This window comes from Kitasatospora sp. NPDC101801 (assembly GCF_044766665.1).
Taxonomy (GTDB): domain Bacteria; phylum Actinomycetota; class Actinomycetes; order Streptomycetales; family Streptomycetaceae; genus Kitasatospora.
Genome location: NZ_JBIWML010000007.1, coordinates 198,735 through 219,367, shown reverse-complemented (window position 1 = coordinate 219,367; position 20,633 = coordinate 198,735). Strand labels below are relative to the sequence as shown.

The 20,633-nt window shown below is 74.2% G+C and carries 14 protein-coding genes; 4 read left to right on the top strand and 10 right to left on the bottom strand.

Going from position 1 to position 20,633, the window contains the following annotated elements:
- Together purH and purN are read right to left on the bottom strand one after the other, a co-directional pair.
- Positions 1 to 1,581 (bottom strand): bifunctional phosphoribosylaminoimidazolecarboxamide formyltransferase/IMP cyclohydrolase, encoded by a 1,581-nt coding sequence (gene purH / locus ACIRPK_RS12600; protein ID WP_403036834.1) that lies wholly within the window; start codon positions 1,579 to 1,581, stop codon positions 1 to 3.
- The gene (purN, locus tag ACIRPK_RS12595; RefSeq protein ID WP_403036895.1) at positions 1,578 to 2,216 is read right to left on the bottom strand and encodes a phosphoribosylglycinamide formyltransferase; all 639 of its coding nucleotides are present in this window, start codon (positions 2,214 to 2,216) and stop codon (positions 1,578 to 1,580) included. Before purN ends, purH begins: the two co-directional genes overlap by 4 nt.
- Positions 2,217 to 2,621: 405 nt before the next feature.
- On the opposite strand from purN, the gene ACIRPK_RS12590 reads away from it, so the two are divergent.
- Positions 2,622 to 3,299 (top strand): hypothetical protein, encoded by a 678-nt coding sequence (locus ACIRPK_RS12590; protein WP_403036832.1) that lies wholly within the window; start codon positions 2,622 to 2,624, stop codon positions 3,297 to 3,299.
- 38 nt (positions 3,300 to 3,337) lie between these two features.
- On the opposite strand, the gene ACIRPK_RS12585 is transcribed toward ACIRPK_RS12590, so the two are convergent.
- Positions 3,338 to 4,714: a DUF6350 family protein gene (locus tag ACIRPK_RS12585; RefSeq protein WP_403036830.1), complete on the bottom strand. Its 1,377-nt coding sequence runs from the start codon at positions 4,712 to 4,714 to the stop codon at positions 3,338 to 3,340.
- Between the two features lie 78 nt (positions 4,715 to 4,792).
- Here ACIRPK_RS12585 and ACIRPK_RS12580 point away from each other — a divergent pair, with 78 nt between their 5' ends.
- Complete coding sequence (locus ACIRPK_RS12580) at positions 4,793 to 6,295, top strand: sigma factor-like helix-turn-helix DNA-binding protein (protein WP_403036827.1); 1,503 nt, start codon at positions 4,793 to 4,795, stop codon at positions 6,293 to 6,295.
- 122 nt (positions 6,296 to 6,417) lie between these two features.
- Here the strand turns inward: ACIRPK_RS12580 and sucD are convergent, their stop codons facing one another.
- From sucD to ACIRPK_RS12555, 5 genes are all read right to left on the bottom strand, one after another.
- Complete coding sequence (gene sucD / locus ACIRPK_RS12575; protein ID WP_403036824.1) at positions 6,418 to 7,302, bottom strand: succinate--CoA ligase subunit alpha; 885 nt, start codon at positions 7,300 to 7,302, stop codon at positions 6,418 to 6,420.
- A gap of 16 nt (positions 7,303 to 7,318) precedes the next feature.
- On the bottom strand, positions 7,319 to 8,491 hold the full coding sequence (gene sucC, locus ACIRPK_RS12570; protein WP_403036821.1) for an ADP-forming succinate--CoA ligase subunit beta: 1,173 nt from the start codon (positions 8,489 to 8,491) through the stop codon (positions 7,319 to 7,321).
- A 352-nt stretch (positions 8,492 to 8,843) separates the two neighbouring features.
- Positions 8,844 to 10,037, bottom strand: a complete 1,194-nt coding sequence (locus tag ACIRPK_RS12565; RefSeq protein WP_403036819.1) for a VWA domain-containing protein — start codon at positions 10,035 to 10,037, stop codon at positions 8,844 to 8,846.
- A complete protein-coding gene (locus ACIRPK_RS12560; RefSeq protein WP_403036817.1) occupies positions 10,034 to 12,550 on the bottom strand; it encodes a DUF5682 family protein in 2,517 nt (838 codons plus the stop codon). Before ACIRPK_RS12560 ends, ACIRPK_RS12565 begins: the two co-directional genes overlap by 4 nt.
- A gap of 54 nt (positions 12,551 to 12,604) precedes the next feature.
- The gene (locus tag ACIRPK_RS12555; protein WP_403036814.1) at positions 12,605 to 13,714 is read right to left on the bottom strand and encodes an AAA family ATPase; all 1,110 of its coding nucleotides are present in this window, start codon (positions 13,712 to 13,714) and stop codon (positions 12,605 to 12,607) included.
- A gap of 257 nt (positions 13,715 to 13,971) precedes the next feature.
- On the opposite strand from ACIRPK_RS12555, the gene ACIRPK_RS12550 reads away from it, so the two are divergent.
- Positions 13,972 to 15,270, top strand: coding sequence for an SWIM zinc finger family protein (locus tag ACIRPK_RS12550; RefSeq protein WP_403036812.1), 1,299 nt, complete (start codon positions 13,972 to 13,974; stop codon positions 15,268 to 15,270).
- A gap of 422 nt (positions 15,271 to 15,692) precedes the next feature.
- Entirely contained in the window at positions 15,693 to 17,267 is a 1,575-nt protein-coding gene (locus tag ACIRPK_RS12545) for a DUF5691 domain-containing protein (protein ID WP_403036809.1), read from the top strand.
- 72 nt (positions 17,268 to 17,339) lie between these two features.
- On the opposite strand, the gene ACIRPK_RS12540 is transcribed toward ACIRPK_RS12545, so the two are convergent.
- Together ACIRPK_RS12540 and pcrA are read right to left on the bottom strand one after the other, a co-directional pair.
- Complete coding sequence (locus ACIRPK_RS12540; protein WP_403036807.1) at positions 17,340 to 17,747, bottom strand: cobalamin B12-binding domain-containing protein; 408 nt, start codon at positions 17,745 to 17,747, stop codon at positions 17,340 to 17,342.
- A 194-nt stretch (positions 17,748 to 17,941) separates the two neighbouring features.
- On the bottom strand, positions 17,942 to 20,560 hold the full coding sequence (gene pcrA, locus ACIRPK_RS12535; protein ID WP_403036804.1) for a DNA helicase PcrA: 2,619 nt from the start codon (positions 20,558 to 20,560) through the stop codon (positions 17,942 to 17,944).
- Positions 20,561 to 20,633: the final 73 nt, after the last annotated feature.

Genomic DNA, 20,633 nt, shown 5'->3' with positions numbered 1-20,633 from the left:
TCAGTGGAAGAAGTGCCGCGTCCCGGTCAGGTACATCGTCACGCCGGCCGCCTTCGCCGCCGCGATGACCTCCTCGTCGCGGACCGAACCACCGGGCTGCACCACGGCCTTGACGCCACCGTCGAGCAGCACCTGCAGACCGTCGGGGAACGGGAAGAACGCGTCCGAGGCGGCGTACGAGCCCCGGGCCCGCTCGCCGGCCCGCTCGACCGCGAGCTTGGCCGAGTCGACCCGGTTGACCTGGCCCATGCCCACGCCGACCGAGGCGTTGTCCTTGGCCAGCAGGATCGCGTTGGACTTGACGGCCCGGCAGGCCCGCCAGGCGAAGGCCAGCTCGGCCAGCTCGTCGGCGGCGAGCGCGTCGCCGGTGGCCAGCGTCCAGCCCGACGGGTCGTCACCGGCCGCGTCGATCCGGTCCACCTGCTGGAGCAGCGCGCCACCGGAGATCGGCCGGACCTCGACCCGGTTGGCCGGGGCCTCGGCGGCCCGCAGCACCCGGATGTTCTTCTTCCGGGCCAGCACCTCGACCGCGCCGTCCTCGTACGCCGGGGCGACCACCACCTCGGTGAAGATCTCGGCGATCTGCTCGGCCAGCTCGACGGTGACCGCACGGTTCACCGCGATCACCCCGCCGAACGCCGACAGCGGGTCACAGGCGTGCGCCTTGCGGTGCGCCTCGGCGACGTCCGCACCGGTCGCGATGCCGCACGGGTTGGCGTGCTTGATGATCGCCACGGCCGGCTCGGCGTGGTCGTACGCGGCCCGGCGGGCGGCGTCGGTGTCCACGTAGTTGTTGTACGACATCTCCTTGCCGTGCAACTGCTCGGCGCCCGCCAGGCCGCCGGTGCCGTCGGTGTAGAGCGCCGCCTGCTGGTGCGGGTTCTCGCCGTAGCGGAGCACGTTTTCGCGCTCGTACGCGGAGCCGAGGAAGGCCGGGAAGGACTCCTCGTTCTCGGTGTAGCCGGAGCCCTCGAACCAGGAGGCGACCGCCACGTCGTACGCGGCGGTGTGCGCGAAGGCCGTGCCGGCCAGCCGCTTGCGGGTCAACAGGTCGAAGCCACCGCCCTGAACCGCCGTCAGCACGTCGCCGTAGCAAGCCGGGTCGACCACGACGGCGACCGAGGGGTGGTTCTTGGCCGCCGCGCGGACCATCGACGGGCCGCCGATGTCGATCTGCTCGACGCACTCGTCGGGGGTGGCGCCGGAGGCGACCGTGGCGGTGAACGGGTAGAGGTTCACCACGACCAGGTCGAAGGGCTCGATCTCCAGCTCGGCCAGCTGCGCCCGGTGCGACTCCAGGCGGAGGTCGGCGAGGACACCGGCGTGCACGCGGGGGTGCAGCGTCTTCACGCGCCCGTCCAGGCACTCCGGGAAGCCGGTCAGCTCGGAGACCTCGGTGACCGGGACGCCCGCGGCGGCGATCCGGCCGGCCGTGGAACCGGTCGAGACGATGGTGACCCCGGCGGCGTGCAGGCCCTGGGCCAGCTCCTCCAGACCGGTCTTGTCGTACACGCTGATCAGCGCGCGGCGGATCGGGCGGATGTTCTCCGAGACGGGGGGCGTGGTGGAGCTGGCACTCATGCCGGAATCCATACCTTTCGGTCCTCGATACGGTGACCCTCGCGGGCCAGGCGGCCCACGACGTCGACGAGCAGCTGGCGCTCGACAGTCTTGATGCGCTCGTGCAGCGCGTCCCCGCCGTCGGCGTGGTCGGTCTCCTCGACCGGGACCACGCCCTGGGCGATGATCGGTCCGGTGTCCACGCCGCCGTCCACCAGGTGGACGGTGCAGCCGGTCACCTTCACCCCGTACGCCAGCGCGTCGGCCACCCCGTGCGCGCCGGGGAAGGCGGGCAGCAGGGCGGGGTGGGTGTTGACGATCCGTCCGGCGAAGGCGGCGATGAACTCCGGGCCGAGGATCTTCATGAACCCGGCGGTGACCACCAGGTCCGGGCGGTGTCCGGCGACCGCGGCGGTCAGCGCGGTGTCCCACGCGGTGCGGTCGACGTGGTCCTTGATCCGGTGCACGAAGGTCGGCAGACCGGCCCGCTCGGCCCGCTCCAGCCCGGCGATGGCGTCCCGGTCGGCACCGACCGCGACGATCTCGGCGCCGAAGGCCGGGTCGGCGACGGCGTCGACCAGAGCCTGCAGGTTGGTGCCCGAGCCGGAGACCAGCACCACCAGCCGGGCCGGGCCCGGGGTGCGCGGCGGGAAGATGTGACTACGGGCCTGACTGCGGGCGGACTGGGCGGAAGCGGCGGCCACTGCGCGATTCTCCGTACGTCGTTGCTCCCCCAGCCTCCGGCCGGGAGGTGCCCCCTTGCTGGTACATCCACCGGCGGTGGGGCCACTACAGGGTGCGGACAGGTCGCGTCGGGAGACGGCGGGGCTGCTCCGAACTGCTGACCGTCACCACGATAACGGCTGGTCGGAGGCCCCCCGTAACCCGACGGCGACGCTACGCGCGTAGTTGAGGCGCGGGCCACACCGCGGGCCGGAACGGGGCTCGCGGGCGCCCCCGGAACGCCACGTGATCCGGGTTCGCCATACCCGTGTGATTCTCGTACACCCCTGCGGGATCATTGAGCAGGCCCGACCACTCGACGAAGGATTGGCTGACCGATGAGCAGCGGCGACAACACCGGCGAGCGCAACCCCTTCGCGCCGCCGCCGGCGGATGCCCCCGACCAGCCCTGGCAGCCGCGCGCCCCGCAGCAGCCGAACGGCTCCTCCGACGGCTCCGGTGGCTCCGACGACCCCGCCGACGGGTCCGACGGGCCGGACGGCCGCCCGCAGGTGCCGCCGCCGCACCCCTGGAGCCCCGGCTACCAGGGCGGCTGGTCGCCCCAGCAGCAGCCCGCCGCACCGAAGTTCGACCCGAACGACCCGGTCCAGCGCCGTTCCCGGTACGCGCTGAGCGCGGGCATGGGCGGCCTGTTCTGCGTCGTACTCGGCATTCCGTACGTGGCGCTGCTGCTCGGCGCCCTGGCCGCGTACTGGGGGATCAGCGCGCTGCGTTCGCCCCGGCCGAAGCCCACCGACGGCAGCCCCGCGCAGCCCGGCTCCCAGCCCCGGCCGCAGCACGGCCCGCAGCCGGTCCGGCCGCAGACGCCGGCGGCGATCGGCGGGCTGGTCACCGGTGGGGTGACCATCCTGTTCGTGTTCGCCTCGCTCGGCGTCACGCTGTACTACCAGGACTACGTGAGCTGCGTCAGCGAGGCGCTGACCACCCAGGCCAGGGACAGCTGCGACGACCTCGCTCCGGACTTCCTGGTCAACCTGTACAACCAGAACCGCTGACCGCGCGCCGGGCGGGGCCGCCGGGCCCCGACGGCGCTTCAGTGGTCCTTCCGCCGGGGCGGCAGGTGGTCCGCCGCCCAGGTCAGGCCCTGGCCGGCGGCCCGCCGGGCCAGGCAGAGCCGACGGCCCGTCAGGTCGAGCCACCAGAACGGCGGGGCCACCCACCAGCGGGCGAGCAGTGCACCCGGCACGGTGACCAGGGCCGGCCAGGCCGCCGCCATCGGGGCGACCAGCCAGGGCACCGGGCCGAGCTCCGCCATCCTGCCCCCGGCCAGCGCACCGCCCGCCAGCCAGGCACAGACGCCCGCGCCGAGCCCGGTCAGCAGCGAACTGCCCACGGCCGAGCCGATGGTGGCCACCGGGTGCCAGCGGGCCTCGGCCGCCGTCCGGCCGATCAGCAGCGCCGGGACCAGCCCGGCCAGCAGCGGCAGCGCGCAGACGACCGGCCACCAGGCGGCCCCGCCGGTCTCCGGTAGCAGGGCGAACAGCGGGAAGTCCGGCACCGCCCCGACGCGGGCGCCGGTCGGCGCCACCACCGTCCCGCTGCCCACCGCGAAGCCGGGGCCGAGCGCGAACGAGGCCGCCCAGAGCACGGCGTTGGGCACCAGCAGCAGACAGGCCAGGGTCAGCCCGCCGGCCGCGGCGGGCCCACCGCCGAAGCCGGTCGTCGACCGGCCGGACGCGCCGGGGCCGAGCAGCACCGCTCCGGCCAGCACCACACCGCCCGCCGCCAGCAGGCCGAACCCGCCCGCGGCGGCCGCCCGGAGCGTCACCGGAGCTCCGCCGACCGGGCGGGCCCAGTCGGGGACCCGGGCCCGATCCGGCAGCCGGGCCCAGTCGGGGCGCCGGTCCGACCACCTGGCCGACCACCGGTGCGACCACCGGCCGGGCCGGGCAGCCCGGCCACCGGCCACCGACCAGAGGCCCGCCCCGACCGAACCGGCCACCAGCATCCCGACCGCCGGGAGGTCGAGCAGCGGGACCGACCGCAACGCACCAGCGCCGGAGCATTCGGCGACCGCGGCCAGCGCGACCGCCAGGTACCCGGCGCACACCGCCAACGGCGCGCGCCAGTGCAACCGTTCGCGCCCTCCGAGGCGCCGTCCGGTGCGGACCAGCAGCACCGTGCTGAACAGCGTGAGCAGCAGCGGGGTCAGCGTCACCGGGGCCTCGGTCGCCCCCCTGGTCAGCGGGGCGCCGTGGCCGAGCAGCCAGAGCGCACAGGCCAGCCGCCCGGCGCCGGCGGCGGTGTCGTCCGCGTACGGGGTGAGCACCCAGAGGGCGAGCACCGGGACGGCCATCACCGCCAGGGTGAGCAGCGCTGCCCGGACACCGGTGAGCAGGTCGGCGAGGAACGGGCGGACTCCCAGTTCGCCCGGAAGGCCCAGGATCGGACGGCCCATCAGCTGAGTCATGGGCCTCATCGTCCCAAGATCACCCGTTGTGCCCCGTTAAGAGGCGAAGCTCCGCCGTGTCCCGGATTATCTGTTTATGTGTCTACTTTCAGCCCGCCTGCCCCGGGCGGTGCGGTGACCTCCCCCGCACCGGCGCGCCCGCATGCCGATCCCACCCAACTGCTGCGGCTGCTGACACCTCGTGAGACCCAGGCCCTCGCCCTGCTGGCCGCCGGCCTGGACACCGGGGCGATCGCCGAACAGCTCGGCATCTCCCCCGGCACCGCCCGCACCCACCTGCACCGGGCGATGCGCAAGCTCGGCGTCCGCACCCGCGCGGAGGCCACCGCCCTCACCGCCGCCGCGCCGCCTGCGGCTCCGCCCGCCGACGCCCCGCCCGCCACCACTGCCCCGACGACGGCCACCCGCCCCGCGCACGTCGCCGAGGCGGCCGCGCCGCCGCCTGCCGCCGAGCCCCGTCCGGAGACCTTCGAGGAACTCTGCTCGCTCACCCACACCCGGCTGGTGCAGCAGACCTTCCTGCTCACCGCCTGCCGGCACCGGGCCGTGCACGCCGTGCACCTGGCGCTGTCGGCCGCCGGGCGCCGCTGGGCCGAGGTGGGCGCGCTGCCGGACCCGGAGGGCTGGGTCCGGGAGTACGCCTTCGAGACGGCGCAGGCGGTCTGGCACCGGGGCGGGCCGCGCCGGGCCCACCTGCTCCGGCTGCCACACCGTCAGATCCGGGTGCACCCGATGCCCGACGTACCGTCGGCGCCCGACCAGGACCGGCTGACCCCTCGCGACCGGGACCTGCTGAAGGCGCTCGGACGGCTGACCCGGCCGCAGCGCCGTGCGCTGGTGCTGCACGACGCCCTCGGGCTGCCCGCCGGCCAGGTGGCCGTCGAGGTGCAGTCCAGCACCGCCGCAGCCACCGGACGGGTGCTCAGCGCCCGGGCCACGCTGGCCCGGACGGTTCCCGCCCTGGTCGGGGCCGACCCCGCCGACCCCGGGTTCGGCCCCGGGCTCGGCGCCCTGCTGCACCAGGCGGCCGTGCGCGGCTGCCCCGCGCCCAGGGCACCGTCCGCACGACTGCTCACCGCCCGGGGCCGGACCCGGGCCGGCCTGGCCGCGGCGGCCGCCGGAGCGGTCACCCTGGCGATGACGGCCGCCATAGTGGCGACGCTGACCGGCAACGGTCCGGGCGAACTGTTCCGGTCCACCGAGCTCGGCCCCGGCCAGGTCTGCTCGACCGCCGACAGCGGCAGCGCCGGCCCCGCCGCCCCGGCGACCGACGGCGTGGTGCGGGCCGGGCCCGGCCTGCGCAGTCACTGGTGCGGCCCGACACCGGGTCAGCCCGTGCCGTTCGGGCCCGCCCCGGAGGCCGCCCCGGTGGCCCCGGCGGGGGCGACGGGAGCGACGGGAGCGGCGACGGCTGCGCGGCCGGTCGGCCAGGGGCTCGGGTCTGCTGCCGCACCCGTTGCCCCGGCTCCCCTGCCGCCGCTGCCGGTGGCCGTCCCTGCCGCGCCCTGCTCCGGCCTCCGGCTCTGCCCGGTCCCGCCGGGGGCCGACGCCGCGCTCCGCGTCGAGCTGCCGGACCGCTGAGCCGGGCGCGGCCGCCGACCGCTGCCGCCGGCCCGGTGATCGGACCGGACGCCGGCCTGACGGAACGCCGGAGGCCCCCCACCCGGACTCGGGTGGGGGGCCTCCGTGGCGATTGCCGGGTCTTACTTGGCGATCAGCTCACGGGCCAGGCGGGCGGTCTCGGACGGCGTCTTGCCGACCTTGACTCCGGCGGCCTCGAGGGCCTCCTTCTTCGCCTGGGCGGTGCCCGAGGAGCCCGAGACGATGGCGCCGGCGTGGCCCATGGTCTTGCCCTCGGGGGCGGTGAAGCCCGCGACGTAGCCGACGACCGGCTTGGTGACGTGCTCGGCGATGTAGGCCGCCGCACGCTCCTCGGCGTCGCCGCCGATCTCACCGATCATGACGATGATCTTGGTCTCCGGGTCCGCCTCGAACGCCGCGAGGGCGTCGATGTGCGTGGTGCCGATGACCGGGTCGCCACCGATGCCCACGGCCGAGGAGAAGCCGAGGTCCCGCAGCTCGTACATGAGCTGGTAGGTCAGGGTGCCCGACTTGGAGACCAGGCCGATCGGACCGGTGGTGGTGATGTCCGCCGGGATGATGCCCGCGTTGGACTGTCCGGGCGAGATCAGGCCGGGGCAGTTCGGGCCGATGATCCGGGTCTTGTTGCCCTTCGAACCGGCGTACGCCCAGAAGGCGGCCGAGTCGTGGACCGGGACACCCTCGGTGATGACGACCGCGAGGCCGATCTCGGCGTCGATCGCCTCGACGACCGCGTCCTTGGTGAACTTCGGCGGCACGAAGATGACGGTGACGTCGGCACCGGTCTTCTCGATGGCCTCGGCGACGGAGCCGAAGACGGGCACCTCGGTGCCGTCGACGTCGACCGTGGTGCCGGCCTTGCGCGGGTTCACGCCACCGACGATCTGGGTGCCCGAGGCGAGCATCCGGCGGGTGTGCTTCATACCCTCGGAGCCGGTCATGCCCTGGACGATGACCTTGCTGTCCTTCGTGAGGAAGATAGCCATGATGTAGTCCTCTTCCTTACTTGTTGGCCAGCTCGGCGGCGCGGGCGGCCGCACCGTCCATGGTGTCCACCTGCTGCACCAGCGGGTGGTTGGCGTCGGTCAGGATCTTGCGACCCAGCTCGGCGTTGTTGCCGTCGAGGCGGACGACCAGCGGCTTGGTGACCGCCTCGCCCTTCTCCTCGAGCAGCGCGAGCGCCTGAACGATGCCGTTGGCGACCGCGTCGCACGCGGTGATGCCGCCGAAGACGTTGACGAAGACCGACTTGACGTCGGTGTCGCCCAGGATGATCTCCAGGCCGTTCGCCATCACCTCGGCGGAGGCGCCGCCACCGATGTCGAGGAAGTTGGCGGGCTTGACGCCACCGTGGTTCTCACCGGCGTACGCGACCACGTCGAGGGTGCTCATGACGAGACCCGCGCCGTTGCCGATGATGCCGACCTCGCCGTCGAGCTTGACGTAGTTGAGGCCCTTGGCCTTCGCCGCCGCCTCGAGCGGGTTGGCGGCGGCCTTGTCCTCGAGCTCGGCGTGGTGCGGCTGACGGAACTCGGCGTTCTCGTCCAGCGAGACCTTGCCGTCGAGCGCGATGATCTTGCCGTCGCCGGACTTGATCAGCGGGTTGACCTCGACGAGGAGCGCGTCCTCGGCGATGAAGACCTTCCAGAGCTTCACCAGCACGTCGGCGACCTGGTCGGCGATCTCGGCCGGGAACTTGGCCGCGGCGACGATCTCGGCGGCCTTCTCCGGGGTGCAGCCCTCGTTGGCGTCGACGGGGATCTTGGCGAGCGCGTCGGGGTTCTCCTCCGCGACGACCTCGATCTCCACGCCGCCCTCGACGCTGGCCATGGCCAGGAAGGTGCGGTTGGTGCGGTCCAGCAGGAAGGAGACGTAGTACTCCTCCTTGATGTCCGCGGTCTGAGCCAGCATCACCTTGTTGACGGTGTGGCCCTTGATGTCCATACCGAGGATCGCCTCGGCCTTGGCGACGGCGTCGGCCGGGTCGGCGGCGAGCTTGACGCCGCCGGCCTTGCCTCGGCCACCGACCTTCACCTGAGCCTTGACGACGGCGCGTCCGCCGAAGCGCTCGGCGATGGCACGAGCGGCTTCGGGGGTCTCGATGACGTCCCCGTCAAGCACGGGTACACCGTGCTTGGCGAAGAGGTCCCTCGCCTGGTACTCGAACAGGTCCACGTGTGTTCGTCCTTGTTCGTGGTCGCGGATTGTGTCTCTACGAGCGTGCCACGGCAGGATCTTCGCTGCGGGTCGTCGAGGCTGGGCGGGTACGCAGAGATACGGCCTTGCGGCCCACACAGCCACGGGCGCACACGTCAATCAACACGCGCGTCACGTCCGTGTGGCAGGTTATCCCCGGACGACGGGAGTGTTTCGCCCGGGGCCCGGTCGGCTTTGGTGAGAACCGTCACAGCGGGTGCCCCCGGGCGCGCCGCCCGCCCAGCTCACCGCCCCTTGCGCGGGCCCGCCGGGGGCGCTGACCCGGCGGCCCGGCCGTCGCACGTCCGGGTGAATCCGCCCCGATACTCCGTCAGCCCTCCGGGATCGGCAGCGGACGGCGCTCGATCGCGGCGGCCATGATCTCCGGGAACGCGTCCGGCGTGCAGGCGAAGGCCGGCGCACCGAGCGCGGCCAGCGCGGCGGCGTGCGCGTGGTCGTAGGCCGGGGCCCCTTCGTCGGAGAGCGCGAGCAGCGCGACGAACTGAACGCCCGACGCCTTCATCGCCGCCACCCGCTTGAGCATCTCGTCCCGGATGCCGCCCTCGTAGAGGTCGCTGATCAACACCACCACCGTGTCGGCCGGCCGGGTGATCCGGGACTGGCAGTACGCCAGCGCCCGGTTGATGTCGGTGCCGCCGCCGAGCTGGGTGGCGAACAGCACGTCCACCGGGTCGGTGAGCTGCTCGGTCAGGTCCACCACCGAGGTGTCGAAGACCACCAGGCGGGTGGAGAGGCTCTTCATCGAGGCCAGCACCGCGCCGAACACCGCCGAGTGCACCACCGAGGGCGCCATCGAGCCCGACTGGTCGACGCAGAGGATCACCTCCTTCTTCACCGCGCGCTGCGCCCTGGCGTAGCCGACCAGCCGCTCGGGCACCACGGTGCGGTACTCGGGCAGGTAGTTGGTCAGGTTGGCCCGGATCGTGCGGCCCCAGTCGATGTCCTGGTGGCGGGGGCGGTTGACTTTGGCGCTGCGGTCGAGGGCGCCGCCGAGGGTGGCCCTGGTCCGGTCGGCGAGTCGGCGCTCCAGATCGGCGACCACCTTGCCGACCACGGCCCGGGCGGTCTCCCTGGTGGTCTCGGGCAGGGCGTGCCGGAGCGAGAGCAGGGTGCCGACCAAATGCACGTCCGGCTCGACGGCCTCCAGCATCTCGGGCTCCAGCAGCAGCCGCTCCAGCCCGAGGCGGGTGATCGCGTCCTGCTGCATCACCTGCACCACCGAGGTCGGGAAGTACTCCCGGATGTCGCCCAGCCAGCGGGCCACCTGCGGGGCGGAGCCGCCGAGACCGGCCGTCCGGGTCGCGCCGGACCGGCCGCCGGCACTAGTGCCCGCAGCGGCTTCGGCGCCCCGGTAGAGGGCGGCGAGGGCGCCGTCCATCGCGGCGTCCCGGCCGGTGAGGGTGCAGCCGGTGCCGTCGGAGTCGCCGCCGAGCACCAGCCGCCAGCGGCGGAGCCGCTCCTGCTCCGGGGTGCCGAGGGTGACGGTGGGCTGAGGGGTGGTCATCCGGCACTCCTGCGGTCGGTCTGACGGGGGATCCGGGCCCCGGCGGGGGACGTGGTGGCGGCGACGGTGCCGCCCAGGCCGAGCAGCAGGGTGAGCACCGGCAGGGCGGCATCGGCGCGGTCGAGGTCCAGCTCGGCGGGCGGCCCGGCCGAGCCGGGCCCGACGGCGGTACCGGACCCGGGACCGGACCGGACACCGGCCGCGACCCGCTCGCCGAGGCTGCGCCGGACCCCGGCCTCCAGGGCGGCGAACGTCCGCCGCAGCAGCGGCAGGACGTCGGTGAACGCCTCGGCGGGGACGCCGCTCAGCCAGCGGTCGAGCAGGCCGAGCAGCGCCGGGTCGTGCAGCAGCAGGACGCCGCTGCCCGCCAGGAAGCCCTCCACCCAGCCCGCCGTGTCGGCCGGTTGGTTGCCGTGCGAGAGGGCCAGGCCGAGCCGCTGCCCGGCCTCCTCGGAGTCGATCCGCCCGCCGTCCAGCAGCAGCCGGGTGGCCCGGCCGCGGAGCAGCCCCGGCACCCCGGCCCCCGGGCCGGCCCCGGCACCGGCCTGGGCCGGGGGCTGACGGCGTGCCAGCGAGCGCAGGGCGGCCGTCCACCGCTCGGTGAGCGAGTCGGCGGCGGGCGTGGGGGCGGGTGCGGAGGCGGGCCCGGACGGCGGGGGCGGCTCAGCCGTCTCCAGCAGGCCGATCGCGGCGTGCACGCTCTCCAGGTGGCCGCGCAGGACGCCGGCCTGCTCCGCGTCCAGCCCGACGCAGGCGGGCGGCAGGCCGACGCAGATCCGGTCGGCGAGGCCCCGGGCGACCTCCTCGAGGGCGGCGCTGTCCGTCCCCCGGACGTCGCCGTAGCGCAGCGCCCGGACCAGGGCGGGGAGCGCCTCGGCGAGTTGGGCCACGTCGGTGTCGAGGGCGGCCCGGTCGGCGAGCGCTCGCATCACCGCCGGCAGGGCGGCGGGCAGCCCGGCCAGCAGGCAGTGCTCGACCAGCTCGGTGAGCTGCGGCAGGGCGGTCGCCCGGGCCGCCCGCTCGACCGCTCGGCCGGTGGCGGCGGCCTCCACCGTGGTGCCCCACTGGGCGGCCACCGCGATCCGGACCGCGAACTCCGGCTGCCAGCGCAGCCGCCAGCTCTCCCGGAAGGTGCCGGTCGAGTTGACCGTGGAGCGGGCCGGGCTGCCCCAGTCGACGCCGATCAGCCGCAGCCGGTGCAGCAGCAGCGAACGCGCGGTGTCGGTCGCCTTCCGGAGGTCGAGGTCGAGCTCGCGCGGCTCCGGCTCGGGCTTGAGCCGCAGGCTGCGCTGAAGCCTGCTCAGATCTCGCTGGAGCGGCACCGTCGGCGCGGACTCCGGGACCTCGCCGAGCGCGTCGCCGACCACCAGGCGGTCCTGCACCAGGGCGAGGGCGAGGTCGGAACCGTCGCACATCACCGACCGGACCGCGTCCAGCGTCTCGGCCAGCCCGGCCAGCGGGCGGCCGCGCATCGCGGCGAGCGTCTCGGCCAGCCGGACCGCCTCGATCACGTGCGCCGAGGAGACCGGGTGGTCCTCGGCCCGCAGCAGCTCGGCCACCCTGGTCATCCAGTGCGCCAGCGCCCGGCACCGGCCCTCCGGACTCCGCTCGCCCGAGGCACCGTCGGTGAACAGGTGGTGGTACCAGCCGGGCGAGTCCACGCCCGCGCCGTAGCCGGTGTGCTGGGAGAGCCTGCGGTGCGTCCAGGGCACCCAAGTGATCTCGGTCTTCAGCTTCTTCGGCAGCTCGGCCAGCAGCGCGCGGTCGTGCGCGACGGTCGGCATGCTGCTCAGCGCCGGGACGTGCCAGGCACCGCAGACCACCGCGATCCGGGCGTGGCCGGCCCGCCGGGCGGCGCGGACCGCCTGGCGCATGTACGCCTCGCGCAGCTCGTCCCGACGGCTGACGGGGGCGCGCTCGCGCAGCGCCGTCATCGCCTCGGCGACGGCCTCGAACGGGGCCAGTACGTCGGCCGCCGGGTCGGTGGACGGGGCGCGGTGCTCGACCACGTCCTCCCACCAGCTCTCGGAGTCGGCGTGCCCGGCCGCGGCGGCCAGCCGCCCGATCGGGTCGAGCGCGAACTCCCCTGCCGGCTCAGGGGTTTCGGGTGCCTCGATGCCCGGTGCGGCGGCTGCTTCGGCCGCTTCGGCGTCGAGCGCGGAAGTGCCCCCCGGCACTTCCGCACCCGCCGCCAGGCCGTACGCCGCCGGCAGGTCGATGAACCGCACCGGCACGCCCCGGTCGAGGGCGTGCCGGACCGCCACCCACTCCGGGGAGAAGGCGGCGAACGGCCAGAACGCCGCCCGCGCCGGATCGTCCACCGCGTGGGCCAGGAGGGCGACCGGCGGCACCATGCCGGGATCGGCCGCCAGGCCGACCACGGCGTCGGCCTCGGGCGGGCCCTCGATCAGCACCACGTCCGGCCGCAGCCGCTCCAGCGCGGCGGCCACCGCACGGGCCGAGCCCGGGCCGTGGTGCCGGATGCCCAGCAACGTCACCGCTGCGTCGCTCATACCGTGCTCCCCTCGAACGAGTCGTCTACTGCCTGCGGCCGAGCCGGGCAGTGGTCAGCGGGAGTTGTCCCGGCTGGCGCGGTAGAAGTCCTTCCAACCGTCCCGCTCGCGGAGCACGCCCTCGACGTACTCCTGCCAGATCACCCGGTCGGTGGCCGGGTCGCGCAGCACGGCGCCCGCGACGCCGGAGACCACGTCGCTCGCCCGGAGCACGCCGTCGCCGAAGTGGGCGGCCAGCGCCAGGCCGTTGGTGACCACCGATATCGCCTCGGCGGTGGAGAGGGTGCCGCTGGGCGTCTTCACCTTCGTCCGCCCGTCGGTGGTCACGCCGTCCCGGAGCTCGCGGAAGACGGTCACCACCCGGCGGATCTCCTCCGCGCCCTCGGGCAGCACGGGCAGGTCGAGCGACCGGCCGAGCTGGCCGACCCGGCGGGTGACGATGTCGACCTCCTCCTCCAGTGAGCCGGGCAGCGGCAGGACCACCGTGTTGAACCGGCGGCGCAGCGCGCTGGAGAGCTCGTTGACCCCCCGGTCGCGGTCGTTCGCGGTGGCGATCAGGTTGAAGCCGCGGACGGCCTGGGTCTCCAGGCCGAGCTCGGGGATCGGCAGGGTCTTCTCGGACAGGATGGTGATCAGGCTGTCCTGCACGTCGGCCGGGATACGGGTCAGCTCCTCGACCCGGGCGATCTGGCCGTCGGCCATCGCCCGCATGATCGGGGACGGCACCAGGGCGGCCCGGCTGGGGCCGTTGGCCAGCAGCTGCGCGTAGTTCCACCCGTACCTGACCGCCTCCTCGGGGGTGCCGGCGGTGCCCTGCACCAGCAGGGTGGAGTCGCCGCTGACGGCGGCGGCGAGGTGCTCGGAGACCCAGGTCTTGGCGGTGCCGGGGACGCCGAGCAGGAGCAGCGCGCGGTCGGTGGCCAGCGTGGTGACGGCGACCTCGACGATCCGGCGCGGGCCGACGTACTTGGGCGAGATCACCGTGCCGTCCGGCAGCGTGCCGCCGAGCAGGTAGGTGGCCACCGCCCAGGGCGAGAGCCGCCAACGCTCGGGGCGCGGCCGGTCGTCCTGCGCGGCGAGGGCGGCGAGCTCGGCGGCGAAGGCGTCCTCGGCGTGCTCGCGGAGCACCTCGCTGCTCTCGGGGGCACTCGTGCGAGTGGTCATCAGGGCTCCTTCGGATCGGCCGCAGGCCGGCTCAAGGGCAGGCTGAGGGCAGGGCTGTGGCAGGGCACGGAGAGGTCGGGGTGACTGGGCGCAGGCGTCTTACCAGTGAGGACAGGCCCCGGTTCGAACCTTCGTTCCCGGGCTGCGAGAACAACCATGCACCCCGGGACTGACAATTCCGGCCCGGGCAGTGACAGATCATCAGTTCGAGTGAACGGCCCGCCCCGTTGTCAGTGCCCCCTCCTAGCGTCGTCGCCATGGAGGAACGCTGGAGCACCGAGCACGTCCTGTCCCTCGCCCCCGACCAGCCGTCCCGCAAGGCCGCCGGCAAGCTGTCCGCCGCCACCCCCTGGTCCGCGACCGGCCAGGGCGAGGGCGCGCTCTGGGGCCTGTGCAAGGGCAGCGGGAGCACGCCGTACCGCACGGCCGTCGAGCTCACCACGCCTGCCTACAAGTGCAGTTGCCCCAGCCGGAAGTTCCCGTGCAAGCACGCGCTGGGCCTGCTGCTGCTCTGGAGCGGCAGCGGCGAGGCGGTCCCGGCGGCCGCCCCGCCCGACTGGGTCGCCGAGTGGCTGAGCAGCCGTCAGCAGGCCGCCGACCGCCGCACGGCCGCCACCCCCGCCGCCCCGGCCGATCCGGTCGCCGCCGCCCGCCGGGCCGCCCGCCGCAGCACCCGGATCGCGGCCGGCGCGGCCGAGCTGCGGCTCCGGCTGGCCGACCGGGTCCGGCACGGCCTGGCCGACGAGCCGCCCGGCGACTGGGACGAGGTGGCCGCCCGGATGGTAGACGCCCAGGCCCCCCGACTGGCGTCCCAGGTAAGGGAGTTGAGCTACCTGCCGAGCGACCGGCGGCTGGCCGAGTACGCGCTGCTGCACCTGCTGGCGGGTGCCGTCGGCCGGGCCGACCAGCTGCCCGAGGAGCTCGCCGCCACCGTCCGCAACCGGGTCGGCGTCCCCACCGACACCGCCGAGCTGCTGGCCGGGCCGACCGTCCGGGACCGCTGGCTGGTGCTCGGCTCCCGGGACACCGCCGACGACCGGCTCACCACCCGCCGGATCTGGCTGCGCGGCGCCAAGACCGGCCGCTCCGCCCTCTTGCTCGCCTTCGGCGGGCCGGGCCGCGCCCCCGAACTCGCCCTGCCCGTCGGCCGGGTGCTGGAGGCCGAGCTCGCCTTCCATCCCGGTGCCCGGCCACTGCGGGCCGTGCTCGGCACCCGCTACGGCGAGCCGGAGCCGGACGCCACGGTGCCCGACGGCGTGTCGGTCGGGCAGGCGGTGGCCGAGTACGGCCGGGCGGTCGCCGAGGACCCCTGGGTGGAGTCCTGGCCGACCGTGCTCGCCGGCGTGGTGCCCGTACTCGGCAGCGACGGCTGGCGCCTGACGGACGGACAGCACAGCATCGCCGTCCGCGCCGGCAGTTGCCCCGAGCCCGCGCTATGGCGCCTCGCCGCGGTCTCGGGCGGCCTCCCCCTCACCGTCTTCGGCGAATCCGGCCACCGCGGCTTCGCCCCCGTCACCGCCTGGCCCACCAACGGTCGGGCCACGCAGCTCACCTGAGCTCCGCCGCGCGGGCGACGCCGACCCTCTGGCACGTGGTGCACCACCAAGGGCTCGGGGCTCTGCTGATCTGCGGCTCCCCCGCGCGGGCGACGCCGACCTTTCAGCAGGCCGCTCAGGGCTACGGCCCAGGGGCTCGGGGAACTGCGACGCCATCCTCCGGAGCGTGATCACCACGTGAAAGGTCAGGCACTTTCGCCCGAACCCGCACCTGAAGCAGACCTCAGCCACGCCCGGGGTCGACCACACCCGCACCTTCAACCCGCCCCGGGCCCGGCGTCGCAGTTCCCCGAGCCCCTGACCGTAGAGGCCGAAGCACCTGCCACAAGGCCCGCGTCACCCACGCGGCCAAGCCGCACACCAGCACAGCCCCGAGCCCCCGGCTGCCGCACCATGTGCCCTCACCATTCACGGAGTTCTCGATGACGATCACCGACCCCTGGCAGGAGCTGCACACCACCGCCCTGCTCGGCACCGACCGCCGTCCGCTGCCACCCACGCCGGCCGGGCCCGCCGCCGGGGTGGACCGGTCGGATCCGGCCGCCGCGCTGCTGGATCTGGCGGCGATGGAGACCGTCCGCCGCCGTGCGGGGGCCCGGCCCGATCCGGCGGTGCAGCCGCCCACGCCGGCCGGGGGCGACTCGCGGCCTGAGCCGCCGTCAGCGGCCGTGCACCGGCTGGCCGTCCTGCTCGGCGGGCACCACACCGGCACCGCCAACCTGGGCGAGCTGCTCCCCCAGTGGCTCGCCGCCGCCCGCCGGTACGACTACCGGGCACCGGCGGCGGCCGTCCCGGCCCTGTTGGACGCCGCCCGGGCGCGCAGCGAGCTGCGCCCGGACGTGGTGGCGCTGGCCGGTCCGCTCGGCCGTTGGCTCGCCGGGCAGAATCCGGACTGGAAGTACGTCCACCGCACCGCCACCGACCAGCCCGTCACCGGCTCCGGGCAGGACGAACAGCTGTGGCAGGAGGGCCTGTTCGCCGAGCGGGTGGCCCTGCTCTCCCGACTGCGCCGGACCGAGCCGGCCGCCGCGCTGGAGCTGCTGAGCGGCTCCTGGGCCACCGAGCGCGCCGAGGACCGGCTGCTCTTCCTGGACGCCCTGCACGAGGGGCTGTCCCCGGCCGACGAGAGCTTCCTGGAGGCGGTGCTCGCCGACCGGAGCAAGAACGTCCGGGCCACCGCCGCCGAACTGCTCTCCACCCTGCCGGAGTCGGCCCTGGCCATTCGGATGGCGGAGCGCGCCCGGGCCGCCGTACGCCTGGAGCAGGCCGACGGCGCCCGACTGTGCGTCAGCCCGCCGGCCGAGTGCGACGCCGGGATGCAGCGGGACGGCATACCGCTCAAGTCGCCCACCGGCCGGGGGCAGCGGGCCTGGTGGTTCGGCGAGGTGATCGCCGCCGCCCCGCTCGCGCACTGGACGACCGGGACGGGGCTCACCCCGGAGCAGCTGCTCCGGCTGCCGGTCACGGACGTCGACCCGGCCGGTCCGGACTGGGCGGAGGATCTGCACGAGGCGTGGGCCCGGGCGGCGGTCCGTCAGCAGCACGTCGGCTGGGCCCGCGCGCTGCTCGGTCCGGCTCCCCGCCGGGCCGGCGACCGGGCGGCCCGGGCCGCGGCCGCACCGACGGCGGGTGCCCCGGCCCGGCTGCTCGCCGTGCTGCCGGCCTCCGAACGGGCCGCCTGGACGGCCGCGTTCATCCAGACCCACGGGCTCGGTGAGGCGTTCCAGTTGCTCGGCGCCTGCGCCACGCCCTGGACCCCGCCGCTGAGCACCGCCGTGGTCGCGGCGCTGGAGCGGGCCGCCGCCTCGGGGGCGTACCCGTGGAGTCACAGCGGGGTGCTCGGTATGACCGAGCGCGCCCTCGCGCCGGAGACCGCCCCGGCGGTGGCCGCGCTGGCCGCCGACGCGACGCCGAACTCGGCCTGGTCGGACACCCTGGCCCGGCTCGCCGAGACGCTCCGGTTCAGGGCCGTCATGCTCGCCGAGCTCTCCGGCTGACCCAGCGATCAGGCGATCATGCTCGCCGAGCTCTCCGGCCGACCCAGCGCTCAGGCCGACCGGACAGCCCGCTCAGCCCGCGACCCGGAGGTTCGCCTCGACCCAGGCGACCACGTCGCGGGTCGGGGTGCCCGGCGTGAAGATGTCCGCGACCCCGATCCGCTTGAGCTCGATGATGTCCTCCTCCGGGATGATCCCGCCGCAGAACACCTTGATGTCCGCCGCGTCCCGCTCCTTGAGCAGCTCGATCACCCGGGCGCAGAGCGTCATGTGAGCACCCGACAGGATGGACAGGCCGATGCCGTCCGCGTCCTCCTGGATCGCGGTGTCGACGACCTGCTCGGGCGTCTGGTGCAGGCCGGTGTAGATGACCTCCATACCGGCGTCCCGCAGGGCGCGCGCGATCACCTTCGCGCCCCGGTCGTGGCCGTCGAGCCCCGGCTTGGCGACGACCACACGGATCGGCCCTGACACACCCATGACTGCCTCCTGGACCACGTCGTCCCACCACTGGCGGCCGACCTGATCGGGCGCGCGCGGTTAACCACCGATAACCAATCTGAGGGGAGGTTAGCGCTCCCGGGGCCCGTCGACGGATTCCCCTCCCCAGAGGAGGGGAAAATCACAACATCCACGAGCCCCGGCCCGCTCGCCGACCGACCACCGAGCAGGCGTCAGAGCTTCTCGACCGGCGCGTACCGCAGCAGCAGCTGCTTGCGCCCGGTGGCCCCGAAGTCCACCGTGGCCTGCGCCTTGTCCCCGACGCCCGAGGTCGCCACCACCGTGCCGAGCCCGAAGCTGTCGTGGGTGACCCGGTCGCCCACCACCAGCGCGACGGCCTCCCGCTCGGTCACCCGCCGGGCCGACTGCCCCCAGCCCGCCTTCGGCGAACTCGCCGCCCCCGTCGACCGCCGGGCCCCAGAACCCGAACCCGATCCCGAGCCGAAGCCCGAACCCGATCCCGAGCCGGACGAGGAGGAGAACCCACGCGAGGCCGGCACCGCCGACGCCCCCGTGCGCTTCCACTCCACCAGCTCGGCCGGGATCTCCTCCAGGAACCGCGAGGCCGGGTTGTACGAGGGCTGCCCCCAGGCGCTGCGCAGCACCGACCTGGTCAGGTACAGCCGCTCGCGGGCCCGGGTCAGCCCGACGTACGCGAGCCGCCGCTCCTCCTCCAGCTCCTTGACCTGGTTGAGCGCCCGCATGTGCGGGAAGATCCCGTCCTCCATGCCGGTCAGGAAGACCACCGGGAACTCCAGACCCTTCGCGGTGTGCAGCGTCATCATCGTGATGACACCGGCACCGTCCTCGTCGTCCGGGATCTGGTCGGAGTCCGCGACCAGCGCGACCCGCTCCAGGAAGTCCGCCAGCGAGCCGACCGGCGGTGTGCCCTCGTCGTCGCCCTCCGGCCGCTCGCCCGGGTCCTGCTCGTACTCCAGCGCCACCGAGGCGAGCTCCTGGAGGTTCTCCACCCGGGTCTCGTCCTGCGGGTCGGTCGACGCCTGGAGCTCCGCCAGGTACCCGGTCTCCTCCAGCACCGCCTCCAGCACCGCGGCCGGGCCCGCCCCGGACTCGACGATCTGCCGCAGCCCGGCCATCAGCTCGTTGAACTTGCGCACCGCGTTGGCCGACCGGGCGGCCATCCCGTACGCCTCGTCCACCCGCACCAGCGCCTGCGCGAAGCTGATCCGCTCGCGCTGCGAGAGCGCGTCGATCATCGCCTCCGCCCGGTCGCCGATGCCGCGCTTGGGCACGTTCAGGATCCGCCGCAGCGGCACGGTGTCCTCGGGGTTGGACAGCACCCGCAGGTACGCGAGCACGTCCCGGACCTCCTTGCGCTCGTAGAAGCGCACCCCGCCGACCACCTTGTACGGCAGGCCGACCCGGATGAACACCTCCTCGAACACCCGGGACTGCGCGTTCGTCCGGTAGAAGATCGCCACGTCACCGGGCCGGGCGTCGCCCGCGTCGGTCAGCCGGTCGATCTCCTCGGCGATGAACTGCGCCTCGCCGTGTTCGTCGTCGGCGACGTAGCCGATCACCTTCTCGCCGTGCTCGCCAGCCGTCCAGAGCTTCTTCTCCCGGCGGCCGGTGTTCCGCTCGATCACCGAGTTGGCGGCGCTCAGGATGGTCTGGGTGGAACGGTAGTTCTGCTCCAGCAGGATGGTGGTCGCGTTCGGGTAGTCCTCCTCGAACTGGAGGATGTTCCGGATCGTCGCGCCCCGGAAGGCGTAGATCGACTGGTCCGCGTCACCCACCACGCACAGCTCGGCCGGCGGCACCTCGGACAGCCGCCCGGCCGCCGGGTTCACGTAGTCCCCGTCCACCGTCCGCTTCGGCCGCGCGGCCACCGCGCCACCGCTCAACTCCCGGACCAGCATGTACTGGGCGTGGTTGGTGTCCTGGTACTCGTCCACCAGGATGTGCTGGAACCGCCGCCGGTAGTGCTCGGCCACGTCGGGGAACGCCTGCAGCAGGTTCACCGTGGTCATGATGATGTCGTCGAAGTCCAGCGCGTTGGCCTCCCGCAGCCGGCGCTGGTAGAGGTGGTACGCCTCCGCGAGCTTCTTCTCCATCGGGTTCGCCGCCTGGTCGGCGTACGTCTCCTCGTCGATCAGCTCGTTCTTCAGGTTGCTGATCTTCGAGGTGAACGACTTCGGCGGGAACTGCTTCGGGTCCAGGTCCAGATCCCGGCAGACCAGCGCCATCAGCCGCTGCGAGTCCGCCGAGTCGTAGATCGAGAAGCTCGACGTGAAGCCGAGCACCTTGCTCTCCCGGCGCAGGATCCGCACGCAGGCGCTGTGGAAGGTCGACACCCACATCGCCCGGGCCCGCGGCCCGACCAGCGCCTCGACCCGCTCGCGCATCTCCCCGGCGGCCTTGTTGGTGAAGGTGATCGCCAGGATCTCGCCCGGCTGCACCCCCCGCGCCCCGAGCAGGTAGGCGATCCGGTGCGTCAGCACCCGGGTCTTGCCCGACCCGGCCCCGGCCACCAGCAGCAGCGGCCCGCCGGAGTGGATCACGGCCTCCCGCTGCGGGTCGTTCATCCCCTCCAGCAGCTGCGCCGGGTCGATCACCGTCCGCGCCGCGCCGTTCCGGTAGTACGCGTCCCGCTCGGACTGCGCCGCGTGGTCGGTCTGGAACAGCCCGTCGGGCACCGCCTCCTCGTACGAGTCGTCGTACGGCGGCGGCTCCTCGTCGGCGAACGGAGGCTCTGCGGGTGGCTGCTTCGACCCGGCCGAGGACGGAAGCTCGAAGCCGGGGAGCGGGAGGTCGTCAAAGAGGCTAGTCATGGCCCTACGAGTCTATGGGCCCGCACCGACACCTCCGGAGGAAACGGCCCACTCCCCCGCCCCGCCCCGCGCC

What these genes read in the sequence shown, in the direction of transcription:
- ACIRPK_RS12565 (WP_403036819.1), bottom strand. Translation starts at nt 10,037, where the DNA reads ATGACCACCCCTCAGCCCACCGTCACCCTCGGCACCCCGGAGCAGGAG.
- ACIRPK_RS12550 (WP_403036812.1), top strand. Translation starts at nt 13,972, where the DNA reads ATGGAGGAACGCTGGAGCACCGAGCACGTCCTGTCCCTCGCCCCCGAC.
- sucD (WP_403036824.1), bottom strand. Translation starts at nt 7,302, where the DNA reads ATGGCTATCTTCCTCACGAAGGACAGCAAGGTCATCGTCCAGGGCATG.
- ACIRPK_RS12545 (WP_403036809.1), top strand. Translation starts at nt 15,693, where the DNA reads ATGACGATCACCGACCCCTGGCAGGAGCTGCACACCACCGCCCTGCTC.
- ACIRPK_RS12555 (WP_403036814.1), bottom strand. Translation starts at nt 13,714, where the DNA reads ATGACCACTCGCACGAGTGCCCCCGAGAGCAGCGAGGTGCTCCGCGAG.
- ACIRPK_RS12590 (WP_403036832.1), top strand. Translation starts at nt 2,622, where the DNA reads ATGAGCAGCGGCGACAACACCGGCGAGCGCAACCCCTTCGCGCCGCCG.
- pcrA (WP_403036804.1), bottom strand. Translation starts at nt 20,560, where the DNA reads ATGACTAGCCTCTTTGACGACCTCCCGCTCCCCGGCTTCGAGCTTCCG.
- ACIRPK_RS12540 (WP_403036807.1), bottom strand. Translation starts at nt 17,747, where the DNA reads ATGGGTGTGTCAGGGCCGATCCGTGTGGTCGTCGCCAAGCCGGGGCTC.
- purH (WP_403036834.1), bottom strand. Translation starts at nt 1,581, where the DNA reads ATGAGTGCCAGCTCCACCACGCCCCCCGTCTCGGAGAACATCCGCCCG.
- ACIRPK_RS12560 (WP_403036817.1), bottom strand. Translation starts at nt 12,550, where the DNA reads ATGAGCGACGCAGCGGTGACGTTGCTGGGCATCCGGCACCACGGCCCG.
- ACIRPK_RS12585 (WP_403036830.1), bottom strand. Translation starts at nt 4,714, where the DNA reads ATGACTCAGCTGATGGGCCGTCCGATCCTGGGCCTTCCGGGCGAACTG.